This is a genomic window from Streptomyces sp. NPDC048504, assembly GCF_043200035.1.
Classification (GTDB): Bacteria; Actinomycetota; Actinomycetes; order Streptomycetales; family Streptomycetaceae; genus Streptomyces.
This window is the reverse complement of sequence record NZ_JBICXA010000002.1, coordinates 595,680-619,950: the sequence shown is the minus strand read 5'-3', so window position 1 is coordinate 619,950 and position 24,271 is coordinate 595,680. Positions and strand designations below refer to the sequence as shown.

At 69.1% G+C, this 24,271-nt stretch carries 26 protein-coding genes and 1 tRNA gene; 16 read left to right on the top strand and 11 right to left on the bottom strand.

What is annotated here, in order from left to right:
- The gene (locus ACGFY9_RS07145) at window positions 1-648 is read right to left on the bottom strand and encodes a class I SAM-dependent methyltransferase (protein WP_393752731.1); all 648 of its coding nucleotides are present in this window, start codon (window positions 646-648) and stop codon (window positions 1-3) included.
- A 9-nt stretch (window positions 649-657) separates the two neighbouring features.
- Window positions 658-1,470, bottom strand: a complete 813-nt coding sequence (locus tag ACGFY9_RS07140) for an AraC family transcriptional regulator (RefSeq protein WP_393752730.1) — start codon at window positions 1,468-1,470, stop codon at window positions 658-660.
- A 49-nt stretch (window positions 1,471-1,519) separates the two neighbouring features.
- Here ACGFY9_RS07140 and ACGFY9_RS07135 point away from each other — a divergent pair, with 49 nt between their 5' ends.
- A complete protein-coding gene (locus ACGFY9_RS07135) occupies window positions 1,520-1,957 on the top strand; it encodes a DUF2000 family protein (protein WP_393752729.1) in 438 nt (145 codons plus the stop codon).
- 322 nt (window positions 1,958-2,279) lie between these two features.
- Window positions 2,280-2,504 (top strand): hypothetical protein, encoded by a 225-nt coding sequence (locus ACGFY9_RS07130; RefSeq protein WP_393752728.1) that lies wholly within the window; start codon window positions 2,280-2,282, stop codon window positions 2,502-2,504.
- Between the two features lie 134 nt (window positions 2,505-2,638).
- Here the strand turns inward: ACGFY9_RS07130 and ACGFY9_RS07125 are convergent, their stop codons facing one another.
- On the bottom strand, window positions 2,639-3,901 hold the full coding sequence (locus ACGFY9_RS07125) for an MDR family MFS transporter (RefSeq protein WP_393752727.1): 1,263 nt from the start codon (window positions 3,899-3,901) through the stop codon (window positions 2,639-2,641).
- A gap of 164 nt (window positions 3,902-4,065) precedes the next feature.
- On the opposite strand from ACGFY9_RS07125, the gene ACGFY9_RS07120 reads away from it, so the two are divergent.
- The 5 genes from ACGFY9_RS07120 (at window position 4,066) to ACGFY9_RS07100 (ending at window position 8,088) form a co-directional block, all read left to right on the top strand.
- A complete protein-coding gene (locus ACGFY9_RS07120) occupies window positions 4,066-4,827 on the top strand; it encodes a phosphoglyceromutase (protein WP_390165599.1) in 762 nt (253 codons plus the stop codon).
- A 324-nt stretch (window positions 4,828-5,151) separates the two neighbouring features.
- Window positions 5,152-5,694 carry a hypothetical protein gene (locus tag ACGFY9_RS07115; protein ID WP_393752726.1) on the top strand — a complete coding sequence of 181 codons (543 nt, stop codon included), beginning with the start codon at window positions 5,152-5,154 and terminating at the stop codon, window positions 5,692-5,694.
- Between the two features lie 782 nt (window positions 5,695-6,476).
- Window positions 6,477-7,271 (top strand): hypothetical protein, encoded by a 795-nt coding sequence (locus tag ACGFY9_RS07110; RefSeq protein WP_393752725.1) that lies wholly within the window; start codon window positions 6,477-6,479, stop codon window positions 7,269-7,271.
- 265 nt (window positions 7,272-7,536) lie between these two features.
- A complete protein-coding gene (locus ACGFY9_RS07105) occupies window positions 7,537-7,722 on the top strand; it encodes a hypothetical protein (RefSeq protein ID WP_393752724.1) in 186 nt (61 codons plus the stop codon).
- A gap of 147 nt (window positions 7,723-7,869) precedes the next feature.
- Window positions 7,870-8,088 carry a hypothetical protein gene (locus tag ACGFY9_RS07100; RefSeq protein WP_393752723.1) on the top strand — a complete coding sequence of 73 codons (219 nt, stop codon included), beginning with the start codon at window positions 7,870-7,872 and terminating at the stop codon, window positions 8,086-8,088.
- Window positions 8,089-8,231: 143 nt separating this feature from the next.
- On the opposite strand, the gene ACGFY9_RS07095 is transcribed toward ACGFY9_RS07100, so the two are convergent.
- The 4 genes from ACGFY9_RS07095 to phoU all read right to left on the bottom strand — a co-directional run bounded on the left by ACGFY9_RS07095 (window position 8,232) and on the right by phoU (window position 11,233).
- On the bottom strand, window positions 8,232-9,608 hold the full coding sequence (locus ACGFY9_RS07095; protein WP_393752722.1) for a S8 family serine peptidase: 1,377 nt from the start codon (window positions 9,606-9,608) through the stop codon (window positions 8,232-8,234).
- Between the two features lie 198 nt (window positions 9,609-9,806).
- A complete protein-coding gene (locus tag ACGFY9_RS07090; RefSeq protein WP_033281264.1) occupies window positions 9,807-10,055 on the bottom strand; it encodes an SCO4226 family nickel-binding protein in 249 nt (82 codons plus the stop codon).
- Between the two features lie 128 nt (window positions 10,056-10,183).
- Window positions 10,184-10,339 carry a hypothetical protein gene (locus ACGFY9_RS07085; protein WP_019062518.1) on the bottom strand — a complete coding sequence of 52 codons (156 nt, stop codon included), beginning with the start codon at window positions 10,337-10,339 and terminating at the stop codon, window positions 10,184-10,186.
- Window positions 10,340-10,543: 204 nt separating this feature from the next.
- Window positions 10,544-11,233 (bottom strand): phosphate signaling complex protein PhoU, encoded by a 690-nt coding sequence (phoU, locus tag ACGFY9_RS07080; protein ID WP_393752721.1) that lies wholly within the window; start codon window positions 11,231-11,233, stop codon window positions 10,544-10,546.
- A 230-nt stretch (window positions 11,234-11,463) separates the two neighbouring features.
- Between phoU and ACGFY9_RS07075 the strand changes: the two genes are divergently transcribed.
- Entirely contained in the window at window positions 11,464-12,717 is a 1,254-nt protein-coding gene (locus ACGFY9_RS07075; protein ID WP_318017122.1) for an ATP-binding protein, read from the top strand.
- The gene (locus tag ACGFY9_RS07070; protein ID WP_009340348.1) at window positions 12,714-13,394 is read left to right on the top strand and encodes a response regulator transcription factor; all 681 of its coding nucleotides are present in this window, start codon (window positions 12,714-12,716) and stop codon (window positions 13,392-13,394) included. Before ACGFY9_RS07075 ends, ACGFY9_RS07070 begins: the two co-directional genes overlap by 4 nt.
- Before the next feature lie 100 nt (window positions 13,395-13,494).
- Here the strand turns inward: ACGFY9_RS07070 and ACGFY9_RS07065 are convergent, their stop codons facing one another.
- Window positions 13,495-14,154 carry a DUF461 domain-containing protein gene (locus ACGFY9_RS07065; RefSeq protein ID WP_393752720.1) on the bottom strand — a complete coding sequence of 220 codons (660 nt, stop codon included), beginning with the start codon at window positions 14,152-14,154 and terminating at the stop codon, window positions 13,495-13,497.
- 588 nt (window positions 14,155-14,742) lie between these two features.
- Here ACGFY9_RS07065 and ACGFY9_RS07060 point away from each other — a divergent pair.
- The 6 genes from ACGFY9_RS07060 to ACGFY9_RS07035 all read left to right on the top strand — a co-directional run bounded on the left by ACGFY9_RS07060 (window position 14,743) and on the right by ACGFY9_RS07035 (window position 21,079).
- On the top strand, window positions 14,743-15,225 hold the full coding sequence (locus ACGFY9_RS07060) for a CarD family transcriptional regulator (protein WP_003953493.1): 483 nt from the start codon (window positions 14,743-14,745) through the stop codon (window positions 15,223-15,225).
- 314 nt (window positions 15,226-15,539) lie between these two features.
- The gene (ispD, locus tag ACGFY9_RS07055) at window positions 15,540-16,292 is read left to right on the top strand and encodes a 2-C-methyl-D-erythritol 4-phosphate cytidylyltransferase (protein ID WP_393752719.1); all 753 of its coding nucleotides are present in this window, start codon (window positions 15,540-15,542) and stop codon (window positions 16,290-16,292) included.
- Entirely contained in the window at window positions 16,282-16,776 is a 495-nt protein-coding gene (gene ispF, locus ACGFY9_RS07050) for a 2-C-methyl-D-erythritol 2,4-cyclodiphosphate synthase (RefSeq protein ID WP_393752718.1), read from the top strand. The genes ispD and ispF overlap by 11 nt, the downstream gene beginning before the upstream one ends.
- 110 nt (window positions 16,777-16,886) lie before the next feature.
- A complete protein-coding gene (gene cysS / locus ACGFY9_RS07045; protein ID WP_393752717.1) occupies window positions 16,887-18,290 on the top strand; it encodes a cysteine--tRNA ligase in 1,404 nt (467 codons plus the stop codon).
- A 121-nt stretch (window positions 18,291-18,411) separates the two neighbouring features.
- Window positions 18,412-19,353, top strand: coding sequence for a 23S rRNA (guanosine(2251)-2'-O)-methyltransferase RlmB (rlmB, locus tag ACGFY9_RS07040; protein ID WP_393752716.1), 942 nt, complete (start codon window positions 18,412-18,414; stop codon window positions 19,351-19,353).
- 118 nt (window positions 19,354-19,471) lie between these two features.
- Entirely contained in the window at window positions 19,472-21,079 is a 1,608-nt protein-coding gene (locus ACGFY9_RS07035; RefSeq protein ID WP_393752715.1) for a DoxX family membrane protein, read from the top strand.
- A 146-nt stretch (window positions 21,080-21,225) separates the two neighbouring features.
- Here the strand turns inward: ACGFY9_RS07035 and ACGFY9_RS07030 are convergent, their stop codons facing one another.
- The 3 genes from ACGFY9_RS07030 to ACGFY9_RS07020 form a co-directional block, all read right to left on the bottom strand.
- Window positions 21,226-21,957, bottom strand: a complete 732-nt coding sequence (locus ACGFY9_RS07030; protein WP_393752714.1) for an NDP-sugar synthase — start codon at window positions 21,955-21,957, stop codon at window positions 21,226-21,228.
- Between the two features lie 96 nt (window positions 21,958-22,053).
- Window positions 22,054-22,509, bottom strand: a complete 456-nt coding sequence (locus tag ACGFY9_RS07025) for a hypothetical protein (protein ID WP_033281255.1) — start codon at window positions 22,507-22,509, stop codon at window positions 22,054-22,056.
- Window positions 22,510-22,732: 223 nt separating this feature from the next.
- Complete coding sequence (locus ACGFY9_RS07020; protein ID WP_393752713.1) at window positions 22,733-23,869, bottom strand: ABC transporter ATP-binding protein; 1,137 nt, start codon at window positions 23,867-23,869, stop codon at window positions 22,733-22,735.
- A gap of 271 nt (window positions 23,870-24,140) precedes the next feature.
- On the opposite strand from ACGFY9_RS07020, the gene ACGFY9_RS07015 reads away from it, so the two are divergent.
- A tRNA-Thr gene (locus ACGFY9_RS07015) sits at window positions 24,141-24,217 on the top strand.
- Window positions 24,218-24,271 lie beyond the last annotated feature (54 nt).

The following is a 24,271-nucleotide window of genomic DNA, read 5'->3' as shown; positions in this document are numbered from 1 at the left end:
TCAGGTCTGTCGCAGGACGTCGTAGCCGATGAAGTCGAACATGCGGGTGCCGGTGGGGAGTTTGCGGGGCTCGCCGGTGAAACGGTGGGCGCCGACGGACTGGGGGATCGAGGGGTCCGACACCCACAGGCGCTCGAAGCCGCGCTCCTCCAGCCAGGCGCAGACCTGGGGGACCAGGTCGGGAGCGATGTCGCGGCTGCGCGTCCACACCAGCGTGCCGCCCGTCCGGCACAGCGCGGTGCAGTGGTCGAGGACGCGTTCGACGTCGGCGTCGGAGATGTTGCCGAGGAGGCCGCACGCCAAGACGAGGTCGGCGGGGGCGAGTTCGGCGTAATGATCCGTCAACGATGCGTCTCCGGCGACGACTTCGACGTTCGGGAGGTCGGCGGCGCGGGCGGCCTGCTTGGCGTAGGTGACGTTCCGCTCGTCCAACTCGACGAGCCGGGCGCGGACTTCGGGCCCGCGGGGATGCTCGGTCAGTACGCCGATCAGGTCGCGGCCCTGTCCCGCGCAGAGGCTGATCGCGGTGAGCGGGCCCGGCGGGGCGGTGTCGAGGGCGACGCGGAGGCGTTCCTGGATGAGGGCCAGGCGGCGGCTGAGGTAGGAGTCGGGGGAGTCGTAGGCGTCGTGCCACTCGTGCCAGTCCATGCGCGGAATCTAGCTGGGGGGTTGATGCCTGTCGCGTGAATAACGCCCCGGCGTGACCCCCACCAACTTCCGGAAATGGCGCGTGAGATGGGACTGGTCGTAGAACCCGGTCACCGTCGCCACCTCGCCCGGCGGACGGCCGTCGAGGAGGAGCCGGCGGGCGCGGTCGACGCGGCGGGACATCAGGTACTGGTGCGGTGCGATGCCGTACGCACCGCTGAACGCCCGCACCAGATGGGCGGGATGGGCGTGCACGAGCCGGGCGGCCGCGTCGAGGGTGATGCCTTCGGTGACGTGTTCGTCGAGGAGTTCGCGTAGGTCGCGGGCGAGCGTGGGGGCCAGGGTGGTGGGGGTGTCGGACGGCCGCAGGTGGGCGTGCAGCCGTTCGGCGATGAGCGTGAGCCGGCTCTCCGCCTCCAGTTCGTCGCCGGGGTGGTCGAGCGCGGTGTGCAACTGGCCCACGCGCAGCCGGAGTTCGGGATCGCGGAGGTCCGGCTGGTCGACGGCGGAACCGATCAGATCGTCCGCGAGATGCGTACCGTCGAGATAGAGGACGCGCTTGCGGAAGCCGTGCGGGGTGGCGGGGGAGCCGTTGTGCGGGACGTGCGGCGGCAGCAGCGACACCGTGTCGTGCGGGGTGCCGTGCTCGTGCCGGTCGAGGTCGTACCGTACGGCTCCGTCGTCCACGATCAGCAGCGTCCACGCGTCGTGCACGTGCATCGGGTACGCGTACTCGGTGAAGTGGGCGTGGAAGACCTCGACGACACCGGGGATGCGGGGCCGCCACGCGGAGACTTCCTGTTCGGGGCGCTGCGGGGCCATGCAAAGAACGTACAAGACGGGGGCGCGGGGCGGTCGGCAGTCTCGACGTATGAGCACTGACATCACTGCCGAACCGATGCGCTTCGACACCAAGATCGCCGTCCTGCTGCGGGACGACCTTGAGCCCTGGCAGCGGCTGAACGTCACGTCGTTCCTGGTCAGCGGCCTGGGATCACAGGTTCCCGAGGTGATCGGGGAGCCGTACGAGGACGCCGACGGGGTGGGATATCTGCCGATGTTCCGGCAGCCGGTGATGGTCTTCGAGGCGACGAAGGAGGTCCTGGTGGCGGCGCACGGGCGGGCACTGTCCCGCGCCCTGCCGCGCGCCATCTTCACCTCGGACCTCTTCACCACCGGCAACGACCGGGACAACCGGGCGGCGGTACGGGCCGTCGCCACGGCCGGGCTGGATGTGGTGGGGCTGGTTGTTTATGGGCCTCGGAATGGGGTGGACAAGGTGGTGAAGGGTGCGCGGATGCACCCGTGACGCCATCCATGACCGAATCTGCACAGGGCGTGCGCAACAGCGGGGCGGGCGGGGCCCGTTGGGGCCGAGTTGTCCGGTTCGAACCGGCCGCCGTACCGCCTGTCAGCCCGCTGTGCGCCGCCGCGTGTAGAGAACCCGGACCCAACTCGTGTGCACACTCACACGGTTCGGTCACCGCCGGGTTCAACTGCCCTGCCGGGAGCGGGTTCGGACTGGATGCCCCGCACGTCGCGTGGTTTGATCCTGCGCATCGCGGCCCGCAGCCTGTCCCCCAGCGGGACCGCATCCCCATGTGGACCACCACGCGAAGGGCAGTCTTCTCATGAACTCCGCTCCCCAGGTTCAGACCCTCGAGATCTCCGACGCCGAGCTCGACACCGTCTCCGGCGGCGTGAGCCCGCAGGTCAGCGTCAGCATCGGCTCGACGACCCTCAGCAGTGCGGACCTCCTCGCCGAGGTCGACTCGGTCAAGGCGACCGCCCTGGGCACCCTCGGCGGCACCCTCGCCGCGCTCCCCCACAGCGTCGGCGTGAACGTCGGCTACTGACCGACGCCCGTCGCCGGTCATCGCCGGTCACGACGACGAGCCCCCTACCCGCAGAAGACGTGCGGGCAGGGGGCTGGTCGTCGGGTATGTCATCGTCGGGAAGGTGACGGCACAGCCGTGTCATCGGAGGGCCGTCAGGCCGCGCTGACCTCCGGCTTCCCGGTGGCGGGGGCCGGGACGGTCGCCGTCTCCTTCGCCGGAAGCCCCCGCATCAGCGCCCCGTACCCCACCGCGGCGCCCGTCCCCACGACCGCGCACGTCCCCCACAGCCACTCCGCGCCGAGGTGGTCGATGACGAACCCGGACATCAGCGGGGCGACGAGCGCGGCCACTGCCCAGGACAGGGTGTACATGCCCTGGTAGCGCCCGCGCCCCTGGACGGGGGAGAGGCGGACCACGAGTCCCGTCTGGGTCGGGGCGTTGATCATCTCGCCCAGGGTCCACACGCACACGGTGAGGGCGAAGACGCCGACCGAGCCCGCGAACGCGGTGAGCCCGAAGCCGTAGCCCGCGAGGATCGAGGAGACGACCAACAGGCGCTTGGCGTCGCGGTGTTCGATGAGGCGGGTGACCGGGATCTGGAGGGCGACGATGAGGAAGCCGTTCACGGCGATCGCCGTGCCGTAGTCGGCGGGCGTGAAGCCGGCCTCACCCATCGCGACCGGCAGGCCGACCGAACCCTGCTGGAAGACGAGCGCGACGAGGAAGGACAGTCCTACGACGCTCATGAACCGCCGGTCGCGCAGTACGGTCCCCAGGCCGACCGCCGGTTCCTTGCCGTCGACGGCGGTCGCCGGGGCGGTGGGCCGGGACTCGGGGAGCCGTAGGAACACGACGACCGCGCAGACCGCCGTCATCCCCGCCTCCAGCAGGAACCCGGCGCGGTAGCTGACCTCGGCGATGAAGCCGGCGGCCATGGAGGAGATGGCGAAGCCGAGGTTGATGGCCCAGTAGTTGAGCGAGAACGCGCGGACCCGGTCCTCGGGGCGCACGAGGTCGGCCATCATCGCCTGCACCGCCGGGCGGGACGCGTTGCTCGCCGCCCCGACGAGGCACGCTACGGCGGCGATGGCGACGGGGTCGTGCATGAAGCCGAGGAGCGCCACGGAAGCGGCGGTCGACGACTGCGCGATGAGGAGGGTGGGGCGGCGGCCGATGCGGTCGGTCAGCACGCCCGAGCCGATCGACGAGACGACGCCGCCGAGGCCGTAGAGGGAGGCGACGAGGCCGGCGTAGGTCGCGGAGTAGCCGCGGTCGAGGGTCAGGTACAGGGCCATGAACGTCGAGACGAACGCCCCGAGCCGGTTGACGAGGGTGCTGGTCCACAGCCACCAGAACTCGCGGGGGAGGCCGGACACGGTTTCCCGGGCGGCGCGTCTCAGGGCGGCGAGTGACATGGATCGTTCCCCCACGGTCGGACGGGTGTAAGTGGCCAAGGTGGCGATCACAACTTACGAAGGGGGGAGGGTGGCGGACCACTCAATTAACAGAAGCCGTCAACTGTGGGGCTGGGAGGCGGGCGCCAGGCGGTGGCCCGAATGCGTGGATTACGCTCTGAGGCATGGCCGACGCACCGTACAAGCTGATCCTCCTCCGCCACGGCGAGAGCGAGTGGAACGCGAAGAACCTGTTCACCGGCTGGGTGGACGTCAACCTGAACGAGAAGGGCGAGAAGGAGGCGGTCCGCGGCGGTGAGCTGCTCAAGGACGCCGGCCTGCTCCCCGACGTGGTCCACACGTCCCTCCAGAAGCGCGCGATCCGCACGGCGCAGCTGTCGCTGGAGGCCGCGGACCGCCACTGGATCCCGGTCCACCGCAGCTGGCGCCTGAACGAGCGCCACTACGGCGCCCTCCAGGGCAAGGACAAGGCCCAGACCCTCGCGGAGTTCGGCGAGGAGCAGTTCATGCTGTGGCGCCGTTCCTACGACACCCCGCCCCCGCCCCTTGAGGACGGCACGGAGTTCTCCCAGTCGGACGACCCGCGCTACGCGACGATCCCCCCGGAGCTGCGCCCCCGCACGGAGTGCCTGAAGGACGTCGTCGTCCGCATGCTCCCGTACTGGTACGACGGCATCGTCCCCGACCTCCTCGCGGGCCGCACGGTCCTGGTCGCCGCCCACGGCAACTCCCTCCGCGCCCTGGTCAAGCACCTCGACGGCATCTCCGACGCCGACATCGCGGGCCTGAACATCCCGACGGGCATCCCCCTGGCATACGAACTGGACGCGTCCTTCAAGCCGGTCAAGCCCGGCGGGACGTATCTCGACCCGGCCGCGGCCGCGGCCGCGATCGAGGCGGTCAAGAATCAGGGCAAGAAGAAGTAACTCCCGCGATCACGCCCCCGAGATGCGCACACGGCGCGGATCGGGGGCGTTTTCATGACCGCCGGTTCCGCGTCCGTCATGTCCGACGGATACCGCCGAACACGCTCCGCGTGACCGGGCGCATTCTCGAAGCGGTGAGCGACCCAATTGCGCGGCGGAGCAGCCGAGTTGAACTCTCTCTGGCTGAATTGAATGCCCTCTGATGGAACGTCAAAAAATGAGGCGCCTCAAGTTCGTCTCAAAACTGTTGATCGACTATCTGTGGGTGCGCTACGTTCCTGGTCGACCAAGATCACCATGCACAATGCCTGACCAGGGGGATTCATGTTCCGGGCCTCAATAGCGGCGCTCGCGACAATCGCATCGGCAAGTGTGGTTACCGCGCCGGCCGCCCAAGCGGCTGACGCGGTGACCGCCCGCCCGCAGGCCTGTCCCGAAGTGGGCGAGGTCGCCACCAGCTTCGGGGCCAAGAAGGGCTACTTCATCGGCGCGCCCGTCCCTGTCTTCCGCTCCGGCCCGTACGGCCCCAAGGGCGGCACGATGAGCGTCTCATTCCAAGCGGGTGCCACCGTCGGCGCGTCCGTGACCGGTACGGCGAAAAGCGAGATCAACGGGCTGATAGTCAAAGCCGAGGCAAGTCTGTCCGTCACGCTCCACGGTTCCATCACGGCTTCGACGACCTTGACCGGAACTTACTCGGTCAGCCCACACAAGATCGGGAACGCCAAGCCGGGATCGGACGGATACAAAATACCCTGGAAGAAGACCGAGATCGTCGCCCCGTGCAATGTCAAAACCATTGCCTCGGGTACCCTGACAGCGCCTTCCTATTCCATCCGTATCAAGTACTGGGAGACCAGTTCATGAAGCGTGCGCCTGCTGCTTGGGCGGCTCTGGCTGCCGGTGTGGCATTGGCGGGATGCGGCGGTCACCCGGCAGATCGAGCTACCGCCGACGCTCACGCTTCCGCGACGGCCAGTCCAACCCGTACGGCATCGGCTCTGCATGTGACCGCCTCTGGGACAGGGCTGCGCCTTGTCGCCGGGACGCCCGTCCACTTCGGTGCCGACAGCACACCGGGGGTGGCCGGGGAGCTCGTTCTGACCTGCCGGGGCAAGGGACTGGTGCATGTCCAGCACACCGGGGGAAAGGCCACGGACGTACAGTGCGGCGGCACTTCCGAGTTGCGGACCGATTCCGGCGGCACCATGTTCACCGCTTCCACGACGAGCAAGTCGGCAATGACGCTTGACTGGACTCTCAAGAAGATGGCGCGTTAATCGCACGACGGAGCAGCCGAGTTGAACTCCATCGGCGCGAGCGCGTACAACTGCGGCGACAGGGACTCCTGGACCTCGGTCGGCTTCGCGATCCCGAGCCGCCAAGAGGCCCTGGCATCAGTCCGCGACCAGCCGCGATCACCCGATGGAGACTCCCGTCCGTCGCCCAGCGGCCTGCGACGGTCCCCTCTGCGGCCCGCACGGGAAGTTGGCCGGTGACCGGCACCCGGTGATCCCAACAACCCCTGGAGAAGCCGAAGTTAAGAGATGGGGTGGGGCGGCGATCATGCACAACCCCCCACCCGCCCCCTCTGTCTGACGCGGATGAAGTCACCACTCGGCACATCACACATGGGGGGAAACCACACCATGCGCAGACGCACCACTGTCGCCGCCGCGACCGCCGCCGCTCTCAGCGCCGCCCTGGCCGTCACCGCTCTCACCGTTCCGGCCGCCGTGGCCGACCAGAGCGACGCGGACACGACGTTCGTGAACATCAGCGTCAACCACAACCTCGACTACACCGTCGGCGTCGAGGCCACGAAGAAGAGGGTGTTCTCGGTCTCCGCGACGGTCAGCGACCCGTCCGGCGTCAAGAGCATGTCGTTCGAGCTGTGGCACGGCTCAGAGGACCGGACGAAGGTCGACGGGGTCATGTCCGGGGCCGCCCAGTGCCACAAGATCAACGAGCTCACCTCCTACTGCGAGGCCCTCGTGACCGCCGACCCGAACGTCAACCTCCGCAAGAACGCCCTCGCCGGTCTCTGGTACATGGCCCCCGTGGCCGTCGACGGCGCCGGCAACGTCACCCGTGGGGTGGGCGCCTACTTCGCGGTTATCAAGCGCCAGACCTATCTGTCCCAGACCGTCGTCACCCCGGACCCGGTGAAGAAGGGCACGAACATCACGGTCAAGGCCCGGATGACGGTGGCCGGTTGGGAGCAGAAGAAGAACGTGCCCCTCATCGGACACCAGGTGCTGCTCCAGTACCGCAAGGGCACGAGCGGCCCCTTCGTCACCCTGAAGAAGCTCAAGACCGACCGGAACGGCTGGGCCACGTCCACCGTGAAGGCGACGGCGGACGGCGCGTACCGCTACGACTTCGCGACCACGAGCCTCACCCAGCCGACGACCGGCGCGGCCGACTACGTCGACGTGAAATGAACCCGGCCCGCTGACGCCTGACCGTTGACCCCTGACCCCTGAGGGTGCCCGTCCCCTGCCCGCGCGATCGAGGGGCGGGGGACGTCCTCGGCCCTGTGGCCGGCGAGCGCTTCCCAACTCGCGGGCCCCCACGGAACCATGGCGTCGCAGGAACTCAGGGGGTGCCGTGCCATGGGCAACGAAGAGACCGAACAGGCCGCGATCACACACGTGTTGGCCTTGGAACGGGCCGCCGGGCGTGAGCCCAGGGACGTGCGTACGTCGCATGATCGAGGTGAAGGCGTTCAGCCGGTCGGCGCGCAGCGAGCCGCTGCCGCTGGAACACCGGAAGGTCGTGGCCGCCCGGGCGAATCCCGAGCGCTTCCACCTCTACGTGGTGGACAACCTCGCCGGCCTGGACGGGGCCGAGATCGGCGTGCGCGTCCTGCACGGCGAGTTCTCCTGGCGATGATCGAGCGCTCCCAGCCGCAGATCACGCACTGGCCCACTTTCCGGGCGGCGGAGTACGACGAGGCGGAACGGCTGCACTGAGCAACCGCCGTGGCAGGGCGACGAACTGATCCTTGGCAAGGAGCCGCCCCCCTGTCACGATCAAGCCGTGGACGACCTCTCGAAAGTCACGCGGTGGATGGACGTCCTGGGCGACCTGATGGGGCCGCCGGTCAACGTCCTGTTGCTGGTGATGGGGATCCAGACCTACCGCGACGGAGGCTCCATCGGCTGGCCCATCGGGGCGTCGGTACTGCTCCTTGCCACCCTCTACACGCTCGGGCGCCGGCTCACCCGGTATCGGAAACGGACGGCGACACCATCGTGAGCCCGGCCGGGTCGATGCCCGGTTTCGTGCGGGTCAGCGTCGACTACGCCCGGTCCATCAGCGTCTGAGGCATGTGAAGCGTGTGAACACGCGGACGGCCCAGGCGAGTTGCGCCTGGGCCGTCTCAAGATGGGATGGGTGGGTCAGCGCCGGCTGGCCCGCGCCAGCGCCGGTACGAACCGCAGCGCGTCCACCGTGCCCACGCCTGTCGCCATGTCGTAGCCGTCGACCGCGGTGTAACCGGTCACGCCCGCATATGTGTTGTTCGTGCCGTCGTTCACGTCGACGATGCCGTTGCCCTTGGCGCCGTGCTTCGCCAGTGCGTACAGCGCCGAGTTGATGTTGCCGACCCGGTGGCCCGCCGCCTGGTCCGCGAGGGCGATGATGCCGGAGAAGAGCGGGCTGGCCTCGCTCGTGCCGCCGTAGACGTCCCAGCCCACGGCCGTCGGGTCGAAGCTGGAGTACGTCCACGCGCCGCCGTTGACCGCGGCGGCCATCGAGACGTCGGGGGTGGCGCGTTGGGTGCCGACGACGCTCTTCACGCCGTTCTGGAAGGACGGGCGGGCGAACACGTGGGACTGGCCGCCGCCGCCCGCGCCGTAGTCGTTGTAGACGCTGTCCGGCGTGACGCGGTCGCCCTTGTCGTCCAGGTGCAGCTGCGTGCCGCCGATCGACGTGACCAACGGGTCCGAAGAGGGCCAGGAGTTGACGGGCTTGTCGTAGAAGGCCGAGCCGTCCGCGTTGTAGTCGGTGGCGCCCCCGTCGCCGGAGGAGGCGAGGACGGTGACGTGCTTGCGGTTGGCGTCCTGGAAGGCGTAGCGCAGCTTCTTGATGCTGGAGAAGTCGCCCTGGTCGAAGCCGGGGAAGGTGTTCTCGGTGGCGCCGAAGCTCTGTGTGATGACGTCGCCGACGCCGTGGTCGATCAGGTACTTCTCGGCGTCCATCATCTCCGGCAGCCCGGTGACGCCCTCGGTCTCGGCCACGGCCGTCTCCACCAGCACGATCTTCGCGTCGGGCGCGACCGCGTGCGCCATCTCGACGTCCAGGGTCGTCTCACCGGCCCAGCCGGTCATGTCCGCGTTCGTCGGGTCGAAGACCGGGACCTTGCCCCACTTGACGACATTCACCTTGGCGCTCTTCATGCCGAACTGCTTGCTGTACGTGTCGAGATCGTGCTGGATCGTCGGCGAACCGAACGAGTCCACGATGACGATCGTCCGCCCCTTGCCCGTAATGCCCTGCCGGTACAGGGAGTTGAGGTTGTACGCGGTGCGGTACTGCAGCGGGTTGTAGCAGGCGATCTGCCACTTGGCCTCGCACTGCGCGCTGGTGAGCGGGGTCGGCACATCGCGCGCGAGGGTGTGTCCGGTGATCGCGGGGATCGCCTTCGTCAGCGGTACGGCGGCGGGCGCGGCGCCGACGACACCGGCCAGCGGCGCGGTCGCCAGCGCCGCGACGGCGAGCGTGGCGGAGGCGGCCGTGGCGGCGGCGATGTTCAGTCTCGTGCGGGCTATGCGCATGAATCCCCCCTGAGTGCTGCGGAGTCCGCCCGGCCGTCAGCCGGGCGAAGAGGTCTCCGCGCATCTCATCGAGTGAGACATGCACAGGACAAGACTGTTGAACTGTCGATGCCGAACCCTTTGCCCAAACAGCACCAAAGACTCGAACACCCCTGCCGATCCGACCTGTTGACTCAGACCGCGGTCGGCGGCCGGCCGTCAGATCGAGTACGGCACCGCGTGCACCTCGTCAGCCCGGTGCCCCGCGCGTTCGTGGACGCGCTGGACCGCCTCGGGCGACGGGGCCTCCGACAGGCAGTAGACGGTCCCGCTCTCCGGATCCGCCCAGGCCCGCTCGAAGTGGACACCCTCGTCCTTCTCCACGGCGAGATCCGCCTTGTGGGCCTCCATCAACTGGTCGGCCGTGATGCCCTTCATCCCGTGATGTACGTCCATGTACTGAGCCATGGCCTCGCACCTCCTAGTGCTTTCCCCTCAATGCTGCGCTCCTACGGCGTCCGGGGCCACCGGCGGCCGAACACGCCGGAGGGGCCCCGGCGCCGTAGCACCGAGGCCCCTCCTGGAGTAGGCGGCGGTCAGCCGCACTGGCACGGATTGCCGGACTGGCACCCGCAGCCGCAGCCCGAGCCGCAGCCGCAGGCGCCGAAGAGCGGGAGGCTCTTGATCTCGGCGGGCTGCTGCGTCTCGCGCTCCTGCGTCGGGTCCGGCGTCGTGGCGGGGGATTCGGCCATGGGTCCTCCTAGAGGCTGGTGCCTGTGCCCATTGGATGCCCGCTTCGCCGGGCGCATCAACGGCGCATTGAGGCTTCCCCCGCAAGCCCCCGGCCCCTTCCGCAGGCCGGGGTCATTTCTAACCAGTCATTGGTTGTGACAGTGGTTAGAAATGACCCCGGCTTCCAGCAACCCCCGGCCGACAGGTCCGTGGGCGGCGAAGCGCTACGCGCTCTCCGCCCCCGTCACCGGCTGGATGTCCGGCTGCAGCTCGTCCGCGTGCTCGCCCGTCACCAGGAACACCACACGCTTGGCGACCGAGACCGCGTGGTCGGCGAAGCGCTCGTAGTAGCGGCCGAGCAGGGTCACGTCGACCGCGGTCTCGATGCCGTGCTTCCACTTGTCGTCCAGCAGGTGCTGGAAGAGCGCGCGGTGGAGGAGGTCCATCGCGTCGTCGTCCTGCTCCAGCTGGAGCGCGAGGTCGACGTCCTTCGTGATGATGACCTCGGCCGCCTTGGCCATCAGGCGCTGGGCGAGCTGGCCCATCTCCAGGATGGTCGCGTGCAGGTCGTGCGGCACGGCCCGCTCGGGGAAGCGCAGCCGCGCGAGCTTCGCCACGTGCTGGGCGAGGTCGCCGGAGCGCTCCAGGTCGGCCGACATGCGCAGCGACGTGACGACGATCCGCAGATCCGTCGCCACCGGCTGCTGCCGGGCCAGCAGGGCTATGGCCCGGGCTTCGAGGTCGTGCTGGAGGTCGTCGACCTTCTTGTCGGCCTCGATGACGCTCTCGGCCAGCTTCAGGTCGGAGTCCAGGATGGCCGTCGTGGCGCGTCCGATCGCCGACCCGGTCAGCCGGGCCATCTCCACCAGACCGTCACCGATCGAGTCAAGTTCCTCGTGGTACGCGTCCCGCATCAGGGTTCCCTCTCCTACGTTTGCTTCGGGGGCTCCGGGGCCCTGGGCCTGTCGGTGTGACTAAAAACCGGCCCTTCCACCCCACGCTCCCACGTTCCCGCTCCTACGCGACGGTTTACGCCACCCCAAATGAATCAATACTGGCTCCAAGGTGAACTCTGGGCGACGAGTGTTCGAGGTCGCACTCCGATGGCTGTGGCCAGGAGGTATCCCATGCCTAACCTGGGGGCATGGACGTGAACGCGGCGGTCGCCGCAGCGGCAGCGATCGCCGGGGTACTCACCGGTGTCATCGCCATGCTGGCGTTCCGCTGGAGCGAACGCGACCAGAAGCGGCCGACCAGGACCTCCCTGCACACGGACCCGGTGCTTCCGCCGGGTGTGGACACCGTGCTCTCGGTGCTCCGCTCCTCGGCCGTCGTCCTCGACGAGGCGGACGCCGTGGTCAAGGCCAGCTCGGCGGCGTACGCCCTCGGACTGGTCCGCGGCGGGAAACTCTCCGTCGACCCGATGCTCCAGATGGCCCGGGACACCCGGCGCGACGGCGAGATACGCCAGGTCGAGCTGGATCTGCCCCGGCGCGGCACCGGCCGCGGGGAGGCCCTCGCGGTCTCCGCCCGGGTGGCGCCGCTCGGCTCCCGGCTCGTCCTGCTCCTCGTGGAGGACCTCACCGAGGCCCGCCGTATCGAGGCCGTACGACGTGACTTCGTGGCGAATGTCAGCCACGAACTGAAGACCCCGGTCGGCGCGCTCTCCCTCCTCTCGGAGGCGGTCATGGACGCCTCCGACGATCCTGAGGCGGTGGAGCGTTTCGCCGGCCGGATGCAGATCGAGGCCACGCGCCTGACCAATCTCGTGCAGGAGCTCATCGACCTGTCGCGGGTCCAGAACGACGACCCCCTTGAAGACGCCGAACCCGTCCGCGTCGACGAACTCGTCGCCGAGGCCATCGACCGCTGCCGGCACCAGGCCGGCACCAAGCAGATCACCATGGCCGCCGGCGGCACCGCCGACCTGCATGTCTACGGGAACCGGGGCCAGCTGGCCGCGGCCCTCGGAAACCTGGTCGAGAACGCCGTCAACTACTCGCCCGCCCGTACCCGTGTCGGCATAGCCGCCCGCCGGGTCTCCGCGGGCGGCGGCGACCACATCGAGGTCGCCGTGACCGACCAGGGCATCGGCATCTCCGAGAAGGACAAGGAGCGCGTGTTCGAGCGCTTCTACCGTGTCGACCCGGCCCGCTCGCGGGCCACCGGCGGTACGGGTCTCGGACTGGCGATCGTCAAGCACGTGGCCGCCTCGCACGGCGGGGAGGTCACGGTGTGGAGCTCCGAGGGACAGGGCTCCACGTTCACCCTGAGGCTGCCGGAGGCGGGTGCGGCCCGCGACCGTGCCCACCAGCACCCCGACCTCGACGACGAGGTCGAGGCGTCCCCTGAACCATCCCCGTACGAACCGCTTCCCGCCCCGGAGGTCCTTCCGTGACCCGAGTGCTCGTCGTCGAGGACGAGGAGTCCTTCTCCGACGCCCTGTCGTACATGCTCCGCAAGGAGGGCTTCGAGGTCGCCATCGCGACCACCGGGCCCGACGGACTCGACGAGTTCGAGCGCAACGGCGCCGACCTCGTCCTGCTCGATCTGATGCTGCCGGGGCTGCCCGGCACGGAGGTCTGCCGCCAGCTGCGCGGCCGCTCCAACGTCCCCGTCATCATGGTGACCGCCAAGGACAGCGAGATCGACAAGGTCGTAGGCCTGGAAATAGGAGCCGATGACTACGTCACCAAGCCCTTCTCGTCCCGCGAACTGGTCGCCCGTATCCGGGCCGTCCTGCGCCGCCGCGGCGAGCCCGAGGAGGTCACCCCGGCCGCCCTCGAAGCCGGTCCGGTCCGCATGGACGTGGATCGCCACGTGGTCACGGTCTCCGGCTCCAAGGTCGACCTGCCCCTCAAGGAGTTCGACCTGCTGGAGATGCTCCTGCGCAACGCGGGCCGCGTACTGACCCGCATGCAGCTCATCGACCGGGTCTGGGGCGCCGACTACGTGGGCGACACCAAGACCCTCGACGTCCACGTCAAGCGCCTCCGCGCCAAGATCGAGCCGGACCCGGGCGCGCCGCGATACCTGGTGACGGTGCGTGGCTTGGGCTACAAGTTCGAGCCGTAAACCGCGAACACTCTCTCACCAGCTCCACGACGACGGGCGGGACCTCTCCGTGAGGTCCCGCCCGTCGTCGTAGGCGTACGACTGCCGCCGCTACGGCCGCTCAGCCGGCGGTGCCCGTGGCCGACTCCGTGGCCGTGGCGCTCGCGGAGGCCGAGTCGGTCGGGGTGGCCGACGTGCTCTTGCCCGGCTTCGGCGAGCCGGAGGTGGTAGCGGTGGCGCCCGCGGCCGGCGTCGAGGGGATCGAGGTGGGGCCCCACTTGGTGAAGTAGCTGTCGGCCGGGACGACGAACGCGCTCAGGCTCACGCCGCCGGTCGTGCTGAGGGTGAAGGTGACCTTCTGGGCGTTGCCGTCCGTGATGCCGGAGGGGTCGGTCAGCGCGGCGGAGGCGTTGCCCTTGCCGCCCAGGACGAGCGAGCCGAAGGCCGGGACGACCAGCTTGCCCTTGCCCTTGGCGGGGGTCAGCGTGGCCGTGCCGGCGCCGTCGACGCTGACGGAGTCCAGGGTCTGGGGGTCCTTGCTGGTGTTGAACAGGGTCGCGGAGATCACCGCGGGGCCCGTGCCCTCGGTACCGGACTCGGTGAGGGGCTGGGTGATGACGAGCGCGTTCTGCACCTTGATGGAGCCGACGGAGACGGCCGCGTTGTCCGGCTTGACCTCCAGCGTCTGTGCGTCGTTGCCGGCACCGCACGCGGCGAGGGAGGCGATCGAGAACGCGATGGTGGCGGCGGCGAGGGCGCCGCGTCGAAGGCTGCTGCTCACGGCGGCGGCTACTCCTTGAACGTGGGCGGAGCAGGGCGACTCCCGAATAAAGCCGCCCTAAGTGTCTGTCAGCGGCCTTAGGTTACCGAGCCGTTCCCGCACCACCGCACCCGACCCTCCCTCAACCGGGTACCCATGTGCCTCAAGTGACTCGCGGGTCACTTGCGACCGGCACTCGTCCGGCATTCACATAACCAGCTCAGACGTCTGTCGGCGGATTTTCGGTGAAGAATGCACGGCACCTCGGATAATTGATCACCGGCATCTCGACGGGCTTCGGTGATCAATTCCGGATTCGTCTCGTACCGGGCTCCGCCCACCGAACGGAGTAGCGGAAGTCGAGCACTTGGAACCAGACATTTAGGGACGTTCGTCCGCTTGGAGGCGCCTCCGGATGTGTGTAACGTACGCGTTTCACCTCGCCCGGAGAGCCGCTCCGACCTGCGAATACCCTCTTCCGCTCGGTCTCCGCAGCACGTTCCTGTTGCTGTTGTCAAGCCCCGAGATGTGCCCTGACCTGCGAAAACGCCATTCAGAACCCGCAGTTTCCGTGTTACCCTGGATAGCCACGGAAGGGGTACCTGTCACATGACGTTCAAGGTTGGCGACACCGTGGTCTATCCCCATCACGGGGCCGCGCTGATCGAGGCTATCGAAACTCGCCAGATCAAAGGCGTGGACAAGACCTATTTGGTGCTGAAGGTCGCTCAGGGTGACCTGACGGTGCGTGTGCCAGCGGACAATGCGGAGTTCGTCGGCGTACGTGATGTGGTCGGTCAGGACGGGCTGGACCGGGTCTTCGAGGTGCTGCGCGCTCCGTATGCCGAGGAGCCCACGAACTGGTCGCGTCGTTACAAGGCAAATCTGGAGAAGCTCGCCTCCGGCGATGTCATCAAGGTCGCGGAAGTCGTCCGTGACCTGTGGCGTCGTGAGCGCGAGCGCGGACTCTCCGCAGGTGAGAAGCGCATGCTCGCCAAGGCTCGCCAGATCCTGGTGAGTGAGCTCGCGCTCGCGGAGAACACGAACGAGGACAAGGCCGAGGCCCTGCTCGACGAGGTTCTCGCGTCCTGACGCAGGCGACTGGTACGCCCTGCTCAGCACACTGAAATGCCGTGGTGCCCGATGACAGCTCCCTTGTCGCCGGGCGCTTCGGCATGTCCGGGGAAATTTTCCGACGCCGACGCCGATTGCGACTCCGCCGAGGTCGAAGACTCCGACGACCCCGCGACTCTGTCGAACGCCGGAGAAACATCCCCCGATAATGGTGTGCCGGGCCCGGGCAGCTGGCTCGACCGGTGTCACGGAAGGGTCCGGTCAAGGCGTCGCGCCCGGCACTCCTGAGGCCATACCCACGTAGGTCGAGCACACAAACCTGACAGGAACCGATGTCTGACGATTCGCGCTCTTCGCAGGCGCAGTCCTCCGTCGCCGCCGTGATTCCGGCCGCCGGACGGGGCGTACGCCTCGGCCCGGGCGCCCCCAAAGCGCTCCGCACGCTGAACGGCACCCCCATGCTGATCCACGCGATCCGCGCACTGGCCGCGTCCCGAGCAGTCTCCCTGGTCGTCGTAGTGGCCCCGCCCGACGGCACCGCCGAGGTGAAGACCCTCCTGGACGCGCACGCCCTCCCGGAGCGCACCGACTTCCTCGTCGTCCCCGGCGGCGACTCCCGCCAGGACTCCGTGAAGCTGGGCCTGGACGCCCTGCCACCCGGCTACGACATCGTCCTCGTCCACGACGCGGCCCGCCCGCTCGTCCCGGTCGACACGGTCGACGCGGTCATCGAGGCCGTACGGGACGGAGCTCCCGCCGTCGTACCGGCCCTGCCCCTCGCCGACACGGTCAAGGAAGTCGAGCCCGCCGAGACACCGGGCGCACCCGAGCCGGTCGTAGCGACTCCGGAACGCGCCCGCCTCCGCGCCGTACAGACCCCTCAGGGCTTCGACCGCGCCACCCTGGTCCACGCCCACGAGACGGTCACCGACAACGTCACCGACGACGCGAGCATGGTCGAACAGCTCGGCCTCACGGTCGTGGTCGTCCCCGGCCACGAGGAGGCCTTCAAGGTGACCCGCCCCCTGGACCTGGTCCTCGCGGAGGCGGTCCTGACCCGCAGGAGGCTGAACGATGGCTTCTGAGACGTACCCCCTGCCCCGGGTCGGCATCGGCACCGACATCCACGCCTTCGAGGAGGGCCGCGACCTGTGGTGCGCGGGCCTGAAGTGGGAGGGCGAAGGCCCCGGCCTCGCCGGCCACTCCGACGCGGACGTCGTCGCCCACGCGGCCTGCAACGCCCTCTTCTCCGCCGCCGGTCTCGGTGACCTGGGCCAGCACTTCGGCACCGGCCGCCCCGAGTGGTCGGGCGCGTCCGGGGTCACGTTGCTGACAGAGGCGGCGAGGGTCGTCCGCGAGGCGGGCTTCACGATCGGCAATGTGGCGGTCCAAGTGATCGGCCCGAGGCCGAAGATCGGCAAACGGCGAGACGAAGCCCAGAAGCTCCTGTCGGATGCTGCAGGAGCCCCGGTGTCGGTGTCGGGTGCAACAACGGACGGCTTGGGCTTCCCCGGGCGAGACGAAGGGCTGATGGCAGTGGCAACGGCCCTGGTCGTGAAACACGCTTAACTGGTCCGACCTTTGCTTTTAGGGGCGCGGGGAACTGCACGACAAGCCCCCACCGGCCTGCACCTGATATACGGTCCCGCGCACCCCTTACCGCCCACTACCCTTGTACCGTGACCATTCGCCTGTACGACACCAGCGCCCGGCAGATTCGCGACTTCACCCCGCTCACAGCGGGCTGTGTCTCGATCTACCTCTGTGGCGCCACCGTGCAGGCCGCCCCCCACATCGGCCACATCCGCTCGGGCCTCAACTTCGACATCCTCCGCCGCTGGTTCGAACACCGCGGCTACGACGTCACGTTCATCCGCAACGTCACGGACATCGACGACAAGATCATCACCAAGTCCCGTGAACAGGGCCGCCCTTGGTGGGCGATCGGCTACGAGAACGAGCGCGCGTTCAACGACGGCTACAGCGCACTCGGCTGCCTCCCGCCGACGTACGAACCGCGGGCGACCGGCCACGTCCCCGAGATGATCGAGATGATGCGCGGGCTCATCGAGCGCGGTCACGCGTACGAGGCCGACGGCAGCGTCTACTTCGACGTGCGGTCGTACCCGGACTATCTGCAGCTGTCGAACCAGGACATCGACGACCTGCGCCAGCCCACCGAGGAAGGCATCACCGGGAAACGCGACCCGCGCGACTTCGCGATGTGGAAGGCGACCAAGCCGGGCGAGCCCGACTGGGAGACCCCGTGGGGCCGCGGCCGCCCCGGCTGGCACCTGGAGTGCTCGGCGATGGCGCACAAGTACCTGGGCCCCGCCTTCGACATCCACGGCGGCGGCCTCGACCTGATCTTCCCGCACCACGAGAACGAGATCGCCCAGGCGAAGGCCTACGGCGACGACTTCGCGCAGTACTGGGTGCACAACGCCTGGGTCACCATGAGCGGCGAGAAGATGTCGAAGTCGCTCGGCAACAGCGTCCTCGTCTCCGAGATGGTCAAGCGCTGGCGCCCGATCGTCCTGCGCTACTACCTCGGCACCCCGCACTACCGCTCGATGATCGAGTACAGCGAGGAGGCCCTGCGCGAGGCGGAGTCCGCGTTCGCGCGGATCGAGGGCTTCGTGCAGCGGGTCGTGGAGAAGGCCGGGGGAGTCGTCGAGCCGGCCGCCGAGGTGCCGCCGGCCTTCGCCGAGGCGATGGACGACGACCTGGGCGTCCCGCAGGCGCTCGCCGTCATCCACACCACGGTCCGGCAGGGCAACAGCGCGCTGGCCGCCGACGACAAGGAAGCCGCCGTAGCGCGTCTCGCCGAGGTGCGCGCCATGCTCGGGGTGCTCGGACTCGACCCGCTCGACCCGCACTGGGTCGGCGAGGGCGGCGACCGCGGCGAGGACCTGCATGGGGTGGTGGACACCCTGGTCCGGATGGTCCTCGACCAGCGCGAGGCCGCCCGGGGCCGCAAGGACTGGGCCACCGCCGACGGCATCCGCGACCAGCTCAACCAGTCCGGACTCAACATCGAGGACGGCCCGCAGGGCCCGCGCTGGACCCTCGGCCCCCGCTGAACCCACCCCGATCACACCCGGTCAACGAAGATCGACTGTGCCGCCCGGCCTCCCGGGCGGCACACTGCATAGACGTACGTATTCACCGCACTCCAAGACGGATCACACAGACAGGTAGGTCATGGCAGCCAACAACCGCCGCATGTCCGGCAAGAAGGGCGCGCAGGTCGGCAGTGGCGGCCAGCGGCGCAGGGGCCTCGAAGGCAAGGGCCCCACCCCGCCCGCCGAGGCGCGCAAGGGCCACAAGAAGAACCGCATCGCCAACTCCAAGGCCAAGCAGGTCCAGCGCCGTCCCGCGCCGCGCGGCCGCGGAGGCAAGGGCACGTCCGAAATGGTCGTCGGCCGCAACCCGGTCGTCGAGGCGCTGCGCGAGGGCGTCCCGGCGGTCACGCTCTACGTCCAGCAGTTCATCGACAACGACGAGCGGGTCCGCGAGGCGCTCCAGCTCGTCGCCGAGCGCGGCGGCGTCCACCTCATGGAGGCCCCCCGCCCCGAGCTCGACCGCATGACGAACGGCCTCAACCACCAGGGCATGGTCCTCCAGGTCCCGCCGTACGAGTACGCGCACGCCGAGGACCTCGCCAACGCGGCCTACGACAAGGGCGAGGACCCGCTGATCGTCGCCCTCGACGGGGTGACCGACCCGCGCAACCTCGGCGCGATCGTCCGCTCCGTCGCCGCGTTCGGCGGCCACGGCGTGCTCGTCCCCGAGCGGCGCGCGGCCGGCATGACCGCCGGTGCCTGGAAGACGTCCGCCGGTACGGCCGCTCGTACGCCGGTCGCCCGCGCCACGAATCTGACGCGCGCGCTGGAGGCGTACAAGAAGGCAGGTCTCTCGATCGTCGGTCTCGCCGCCGACGGCGACCACGAGGTCGGTGAACTCGCCGCGCTGGAAGGGCCGGTGGTCATCGTCGTCGGCAGCGAGGGCAAGGGCCTGTCCCGACTCGTGGGCGAGACCTGCGACTTCCGGGTCCGGATCCCCATGCCCGGCGGCGCCGAATCCCTCAACGCCGGTGTGGCGGCCGGAGTTGTGCTCTACGAGGCGGCACGCAAGCGTTCCTGAACGGGCGTTCGGCACCGTCCCCCACTCGGGGCAATCTGGGCGCCGGGCACACGCTTGACGCGGTCCGGACACTTCCGGCGAGTCAAAGCAGTGTCCTAAACACACGTCACTCGGTTAGATGAGTGTGGACACCAGAACACCCCGCACACCCACGGGGGACGGCCCGTCGGGCTTCGACGACGCTCCCGCGCTGAGCATGGTGAAGGTGCCGAGCGATCCGGCGCAGATCATCGTCAATCATGCGAGCTTCCGCGTGCAGTTGGGCGCCTCGACGCGTTCCCCGTCGCCGCGGATCGCACGGCACCTGAGCGCCACCGAGGCCCCCGGCCGGATCCCCGCCGCCGGCGCGCGCCGTCGGCCCGTCGTCTGGAGCGGCAAGTCGGCACCGGACGACACCGGCGCCCACCGGCTGCTCCAGGCCGTGCGCGGCACGGGCGTCCGTCACGGCGACGAACCGGTCGGCGACGCCGGAGCCACGCAGGTCATCCCCCGTATCGGCAGCGGCGGTTACGACGACGAGCTGACCGCGCAGACCATCGAGACCCCGGTCGTCGGCGCCCAGCGCGGCGGCGACCACGACACCGGCGAGACCCGACTCCTGCCGCCCATGCGGACGGCGGGCAGCGCCTACGACGAACCCGCCTACGGGGACCCGGAGTTCGAGGACTTCGAGGGCACGGAACAGGAGCGCCGCACCCGGCGCAACCCCAACGAGCCCGTACGGCACGCCTATTACCCGGGCCGCCGCATGAACCTCGGGGTCGTCCTCCTCCCGCTCCGCATCTTCCTCGGCTTCATCTCCATCTACGCCGGCATGGGCAAGCTGTGCGACCCCGTCTACTTCGACGGCGGCAAACGCGGCTCCATGGTGAAGTGGCTCAACACCCTCCACCCGTGGGAAGTCGCCGAGCCGCTACGGCAGTTCGCGCTCCACCACCCGGTCGGCTCCGGGCTCGTCATCGCCTTCGCCCAGGTCATCGTGGGCGTCCTCACGATCCTCGGCCTGTGGCAGCGGGTCGCCGCGGTCTTCGGCGCGCTGCTCTCGGCGGCACTGATCGTCACGGTCAGCTGGAAGACCGTCCCGGCCTACGACGCCCCCGACATCATCTACCTCGCCGCCTGGTCCCCGCTGATCATCGCGGGCGCCCCCGTCTACTCCGTCGACGGCCGCCTCGCGGGCAGCGCCTGGCGCCGCCTCGGACCCCGCGCCGACATCTGGGAGCTGCGCCGCTACGTCCTGCGCCGCGGCGCCCTCATCACGGCCGTCTCCATCGGCCTCACGCTGCTCATCGGCTCCCTGCTCGGCGGCGCGGTCCGCGACTCCAGCCGCGTGGTCGTCCCCGGCCCCGGCGAGGCCCCGCGCAACGAACTGCCGGGCGCCCCGCTCCCCGGAGAACCGACCAAGAGCCACAGCAGCAGCCCCAGGGCATCCAAGTCGCCTTCCCGCCCCGCGACTTCGGCCAAGCCGTCCGGCGCCGCGACGACCCCGGGCGCGACCCACTCCTCCTCTGGTACGGCCACCAGCGGCGCCCCCAGCCAGACCCAGGGCACCGCGGGCCGCACCCAGCCCCAGCAGTCCTCCCCGGCCGGCCAGGCCCCCAGCACCACCTCAGGACCCACGTCCAGCGGCGGTACGAGCGGCGGCACCGGCTCCAACGGCGGCTCCAGCACCGGGGGTTCATCCTCCTCCGGCCAGCCGGGCCTGGTGGGCGGCCTGTTGGGGTAACTGGGCCGGTGGGCGGCTTGTTGACACAGTCGCCCACCGGCTGACCTCCGGGAACACCAAGCGGGCCCGCACTTTCTAGTGCGGGCCCGCGGTTTTGGTTTTTAGGGGCGCGGGGAACGGCGCGACCAGCCACGACGGCGCCGCACTCAACGACCAAGCGCAGCAAGCTCCTTGGCTGCTTCCCGGAGATCCTTCGCGGTATCGATGGCCCGCCAGTAAGCCCCCTGAGGAATAGGGAACCCGGCCAGCCGCCGCTCACGAGCAAGGTGAGGGAACGTCGTCCGCTCGTGATCCCCCCGCTCCGGCAGCAACCCCGCGAACTCGGGCGAGAACACGTACACCCCCGCATTGATCGCGTACTGCGTCGGCGGCGACTCGATGAAGTCCGTGACCCGCCCGAAGCTGTCAGTCTGTACGGCCCCCCACGGGATCCGCGGCCGGGCCAGCGCAATCGTGGCGACGGCGTCGCGCTCGGTGTGGAAGTCGGCCATGTCGCGCAGCGAGAAGCGGGTCCAGATGTCCCCGTTGGTGGCGTACCAGGCGCTGTCCGGCCGGGGCAGGTGCGCGGCGGCGTACTTGAGGCCGCCGCCGCGGCCCAGGGGCTCCGTCTCGACGACCGTGGTCACCTCGACCGGCAGGTCGGCCGACTTCAGCCAGTCCTGCAGCACCTCGGCGAGATGCCCGCAGCTGACGACGACGTCGGTCACGCCCTCCTCGGCGAGCCAGACGAGCTGGTGGCCGATGATCGGCGTCCCCGTGCCGGGGATCTCGACCATCGGCTTGGGCCGGTCGTCGGTGTACGGGCGCAGCCGGGATCCCTGGCCACCGGCCAGGATCACGGCTTGGGTGGGGCGCGACGCGGCGTTCGGATCGGTCATGACCCGAACTGTACGTGGCGGCCCCACCGCATCTTTCGGCTGCAACCGTTCCTTAATCAGCCGTTACCGACCTCCTACTCCGCCCGCCGGCTCCGGTCAGCTGTGCGCGGCCATGACCCCGGAGGCGAACGAGGTGTCGCACACGGGGCGGGCGTAGGACTGGGCGCGTGCGGCGCCGTAGATACGGACCGCGGCGCGGCCCAGTGCGCGGGCGATGGAGGTGCAGTGCGTGGCGAGCGACGGGTGGCCGTTCACCGCCTCCTGGAGGTGCGTCAGGACGACGCCGGGGTTCTTGTCCTGGAGCTCGGTCATGAGCTGGTCGCGCAGGATGTCCTGCGGGGCGCGTGCGGCGGCCCGCGAGGAGGCTCCGGCCGCCGTGACGTCCGTCGCGGTGAGCATCGAGCTGGAGGGGCTCCCCGACCAGTTGACCCGGGTGACCGCGAGGGTCCCGGAGAGCACCATGACGACGGGCAGGACGAGGGCGAGCGTGCGGCCGACCCGGCGGGCGGGGCCCCGGCCGCGTCGCGGCTGTTGGTTATTGGAGTGCTTCACGCGTGTGAGGGTAGCGTCCGGTAATGATTTGGCGACATTTAGTCACCAATTCGGGGGATGGATTGGTGCCTCGGATTGGGTAAGGCGTTGACGAACGCTGCTCGAAATGACCGCTCTGCCGGGGTATTTGTCGACACGGTCGGGGGCTGTGCGCAACAGGAAGGGCCCCGCGGCGATCCGCGGGGCCCTTCCTGGGAACGTTTGATCAGCCGGTGAGAACCGATCAGTCGGTGAGTCGCTCGCCCGTGGAGGTCGAGAACACGTGGATCTCACCCGGACGCGGGACCACGTGGAGCGTGGAGCCCTTCTCCGGCACCGCGCGGCCGCTGACGCGGACGACCAGGTCCTTGAGGTTGTCGTCGACCTTGGCGCTGCCGTAGACGTAACCGTCGGCGCCCAGCTCCTCGACGACGTTCACGGAGACGGCGAGACCGGCCGGGGCGTCCTCGGAGTCCTTCGTGAGGGACTTCGCGGCCTCGCCGTTGTGCTCGTCGATGTCGAAGTGCTCGGGGCGGACGCCGACGGTGACCGTGCGGTCACCCTTGTCGGAGGCGGCCTTGAGCGCGTCGCGGTTGACCGGGACGACCGAGTTGCCGAACTTCACGCCGCCGTCGGTGATCGGGACCTCGATCAGGTTCATGGCGGGGGAGCCGATGAAGCCGGCCACGAAGAGGTTCTTGGGGCGGTCGTACATGTTGCGCGGCGAGTCGACCTGCTGGAGCAGACCGTCCTTCAGTACGGCCACCCGGTCGCCCATCGTCATGGCCTCGACCTGGTCGTGGGTGACGTAGACGGTGGTGATGCCGAGGCGGCGCTGCAGCGAGGCGATCTGCGTACGGGTGGAGACACGGAGCTTGGCGTCGAGGTTCGACAGCGGCTCGTCCATGAGGAAGACCTGGGGCTCACGCACGATGGCGCGGCCCATCGCGACGCGCTGGCGCTGACCGCCGGAGAGGGCCTTCGGCTTGCGGCCGAGGTAGTCCGTGAGGTCGAGGATCTTCGCCGCGTCCTCCACCTTCTGGCGGATCTCGGCCTTGTTGACGCCGGCGATCTTGAGCGCGAAGCCCATGTTGTCGGCGACCGTCATGTGCGGGTACAGCGCGTAGTTCTGGAACACCATGGCGATGTCCCGGTCCTTCGGCGGCAGGTGCGTGACGTCGCGGTCACCGATGCGGATGGCGCCGGCGTTGACGTCCTCAAGCCCCGCGAGCATCCGGAGCGAGGTGGACTTGCCACAGCCGGACGGACCGACCAGAACGAGGAACTCCCCGTCCTCGATCTCGATCTCCAGACCGTCTACGGCGGGCTTCTCGGAACCCGGGTAGATCCGGGTCGCCTTGTCGAACGAAACAGTGGCCATGGTGAAGGGCCCCCTTCTACCGGCAGGAACGTGCCGGACGATCCGTTGTAGGAAGGTGGTGGTGTAGTCCACGCGAGTGAACTGGGTCAGGACGGTACCTGGCGTTTGCCTGGTCTGTCAGTACCTGGACCCATGTGAACTTCGAGGAAATTTTCGACAGGGTGCCACGGGGACCTGGGTACACTGCACGGGCACGTGATCGCGCGCGTCCCGGGCACGCGGGTCGGGTATGTCCCGTCCATGCCCCGCCGGGTACGCACGTATCGCGCAGGCCTCCTTAGCTCAGTTGGCCAGAGCAACGCACTTGTAATGCGTAGGTCGTCGGTTCGAATCCGACAGGGGGCTCCATGGAAAACCCCGGGTCAGGCCTCTGACCTGGGGTTTCTTGTTTTGGGTGACCTT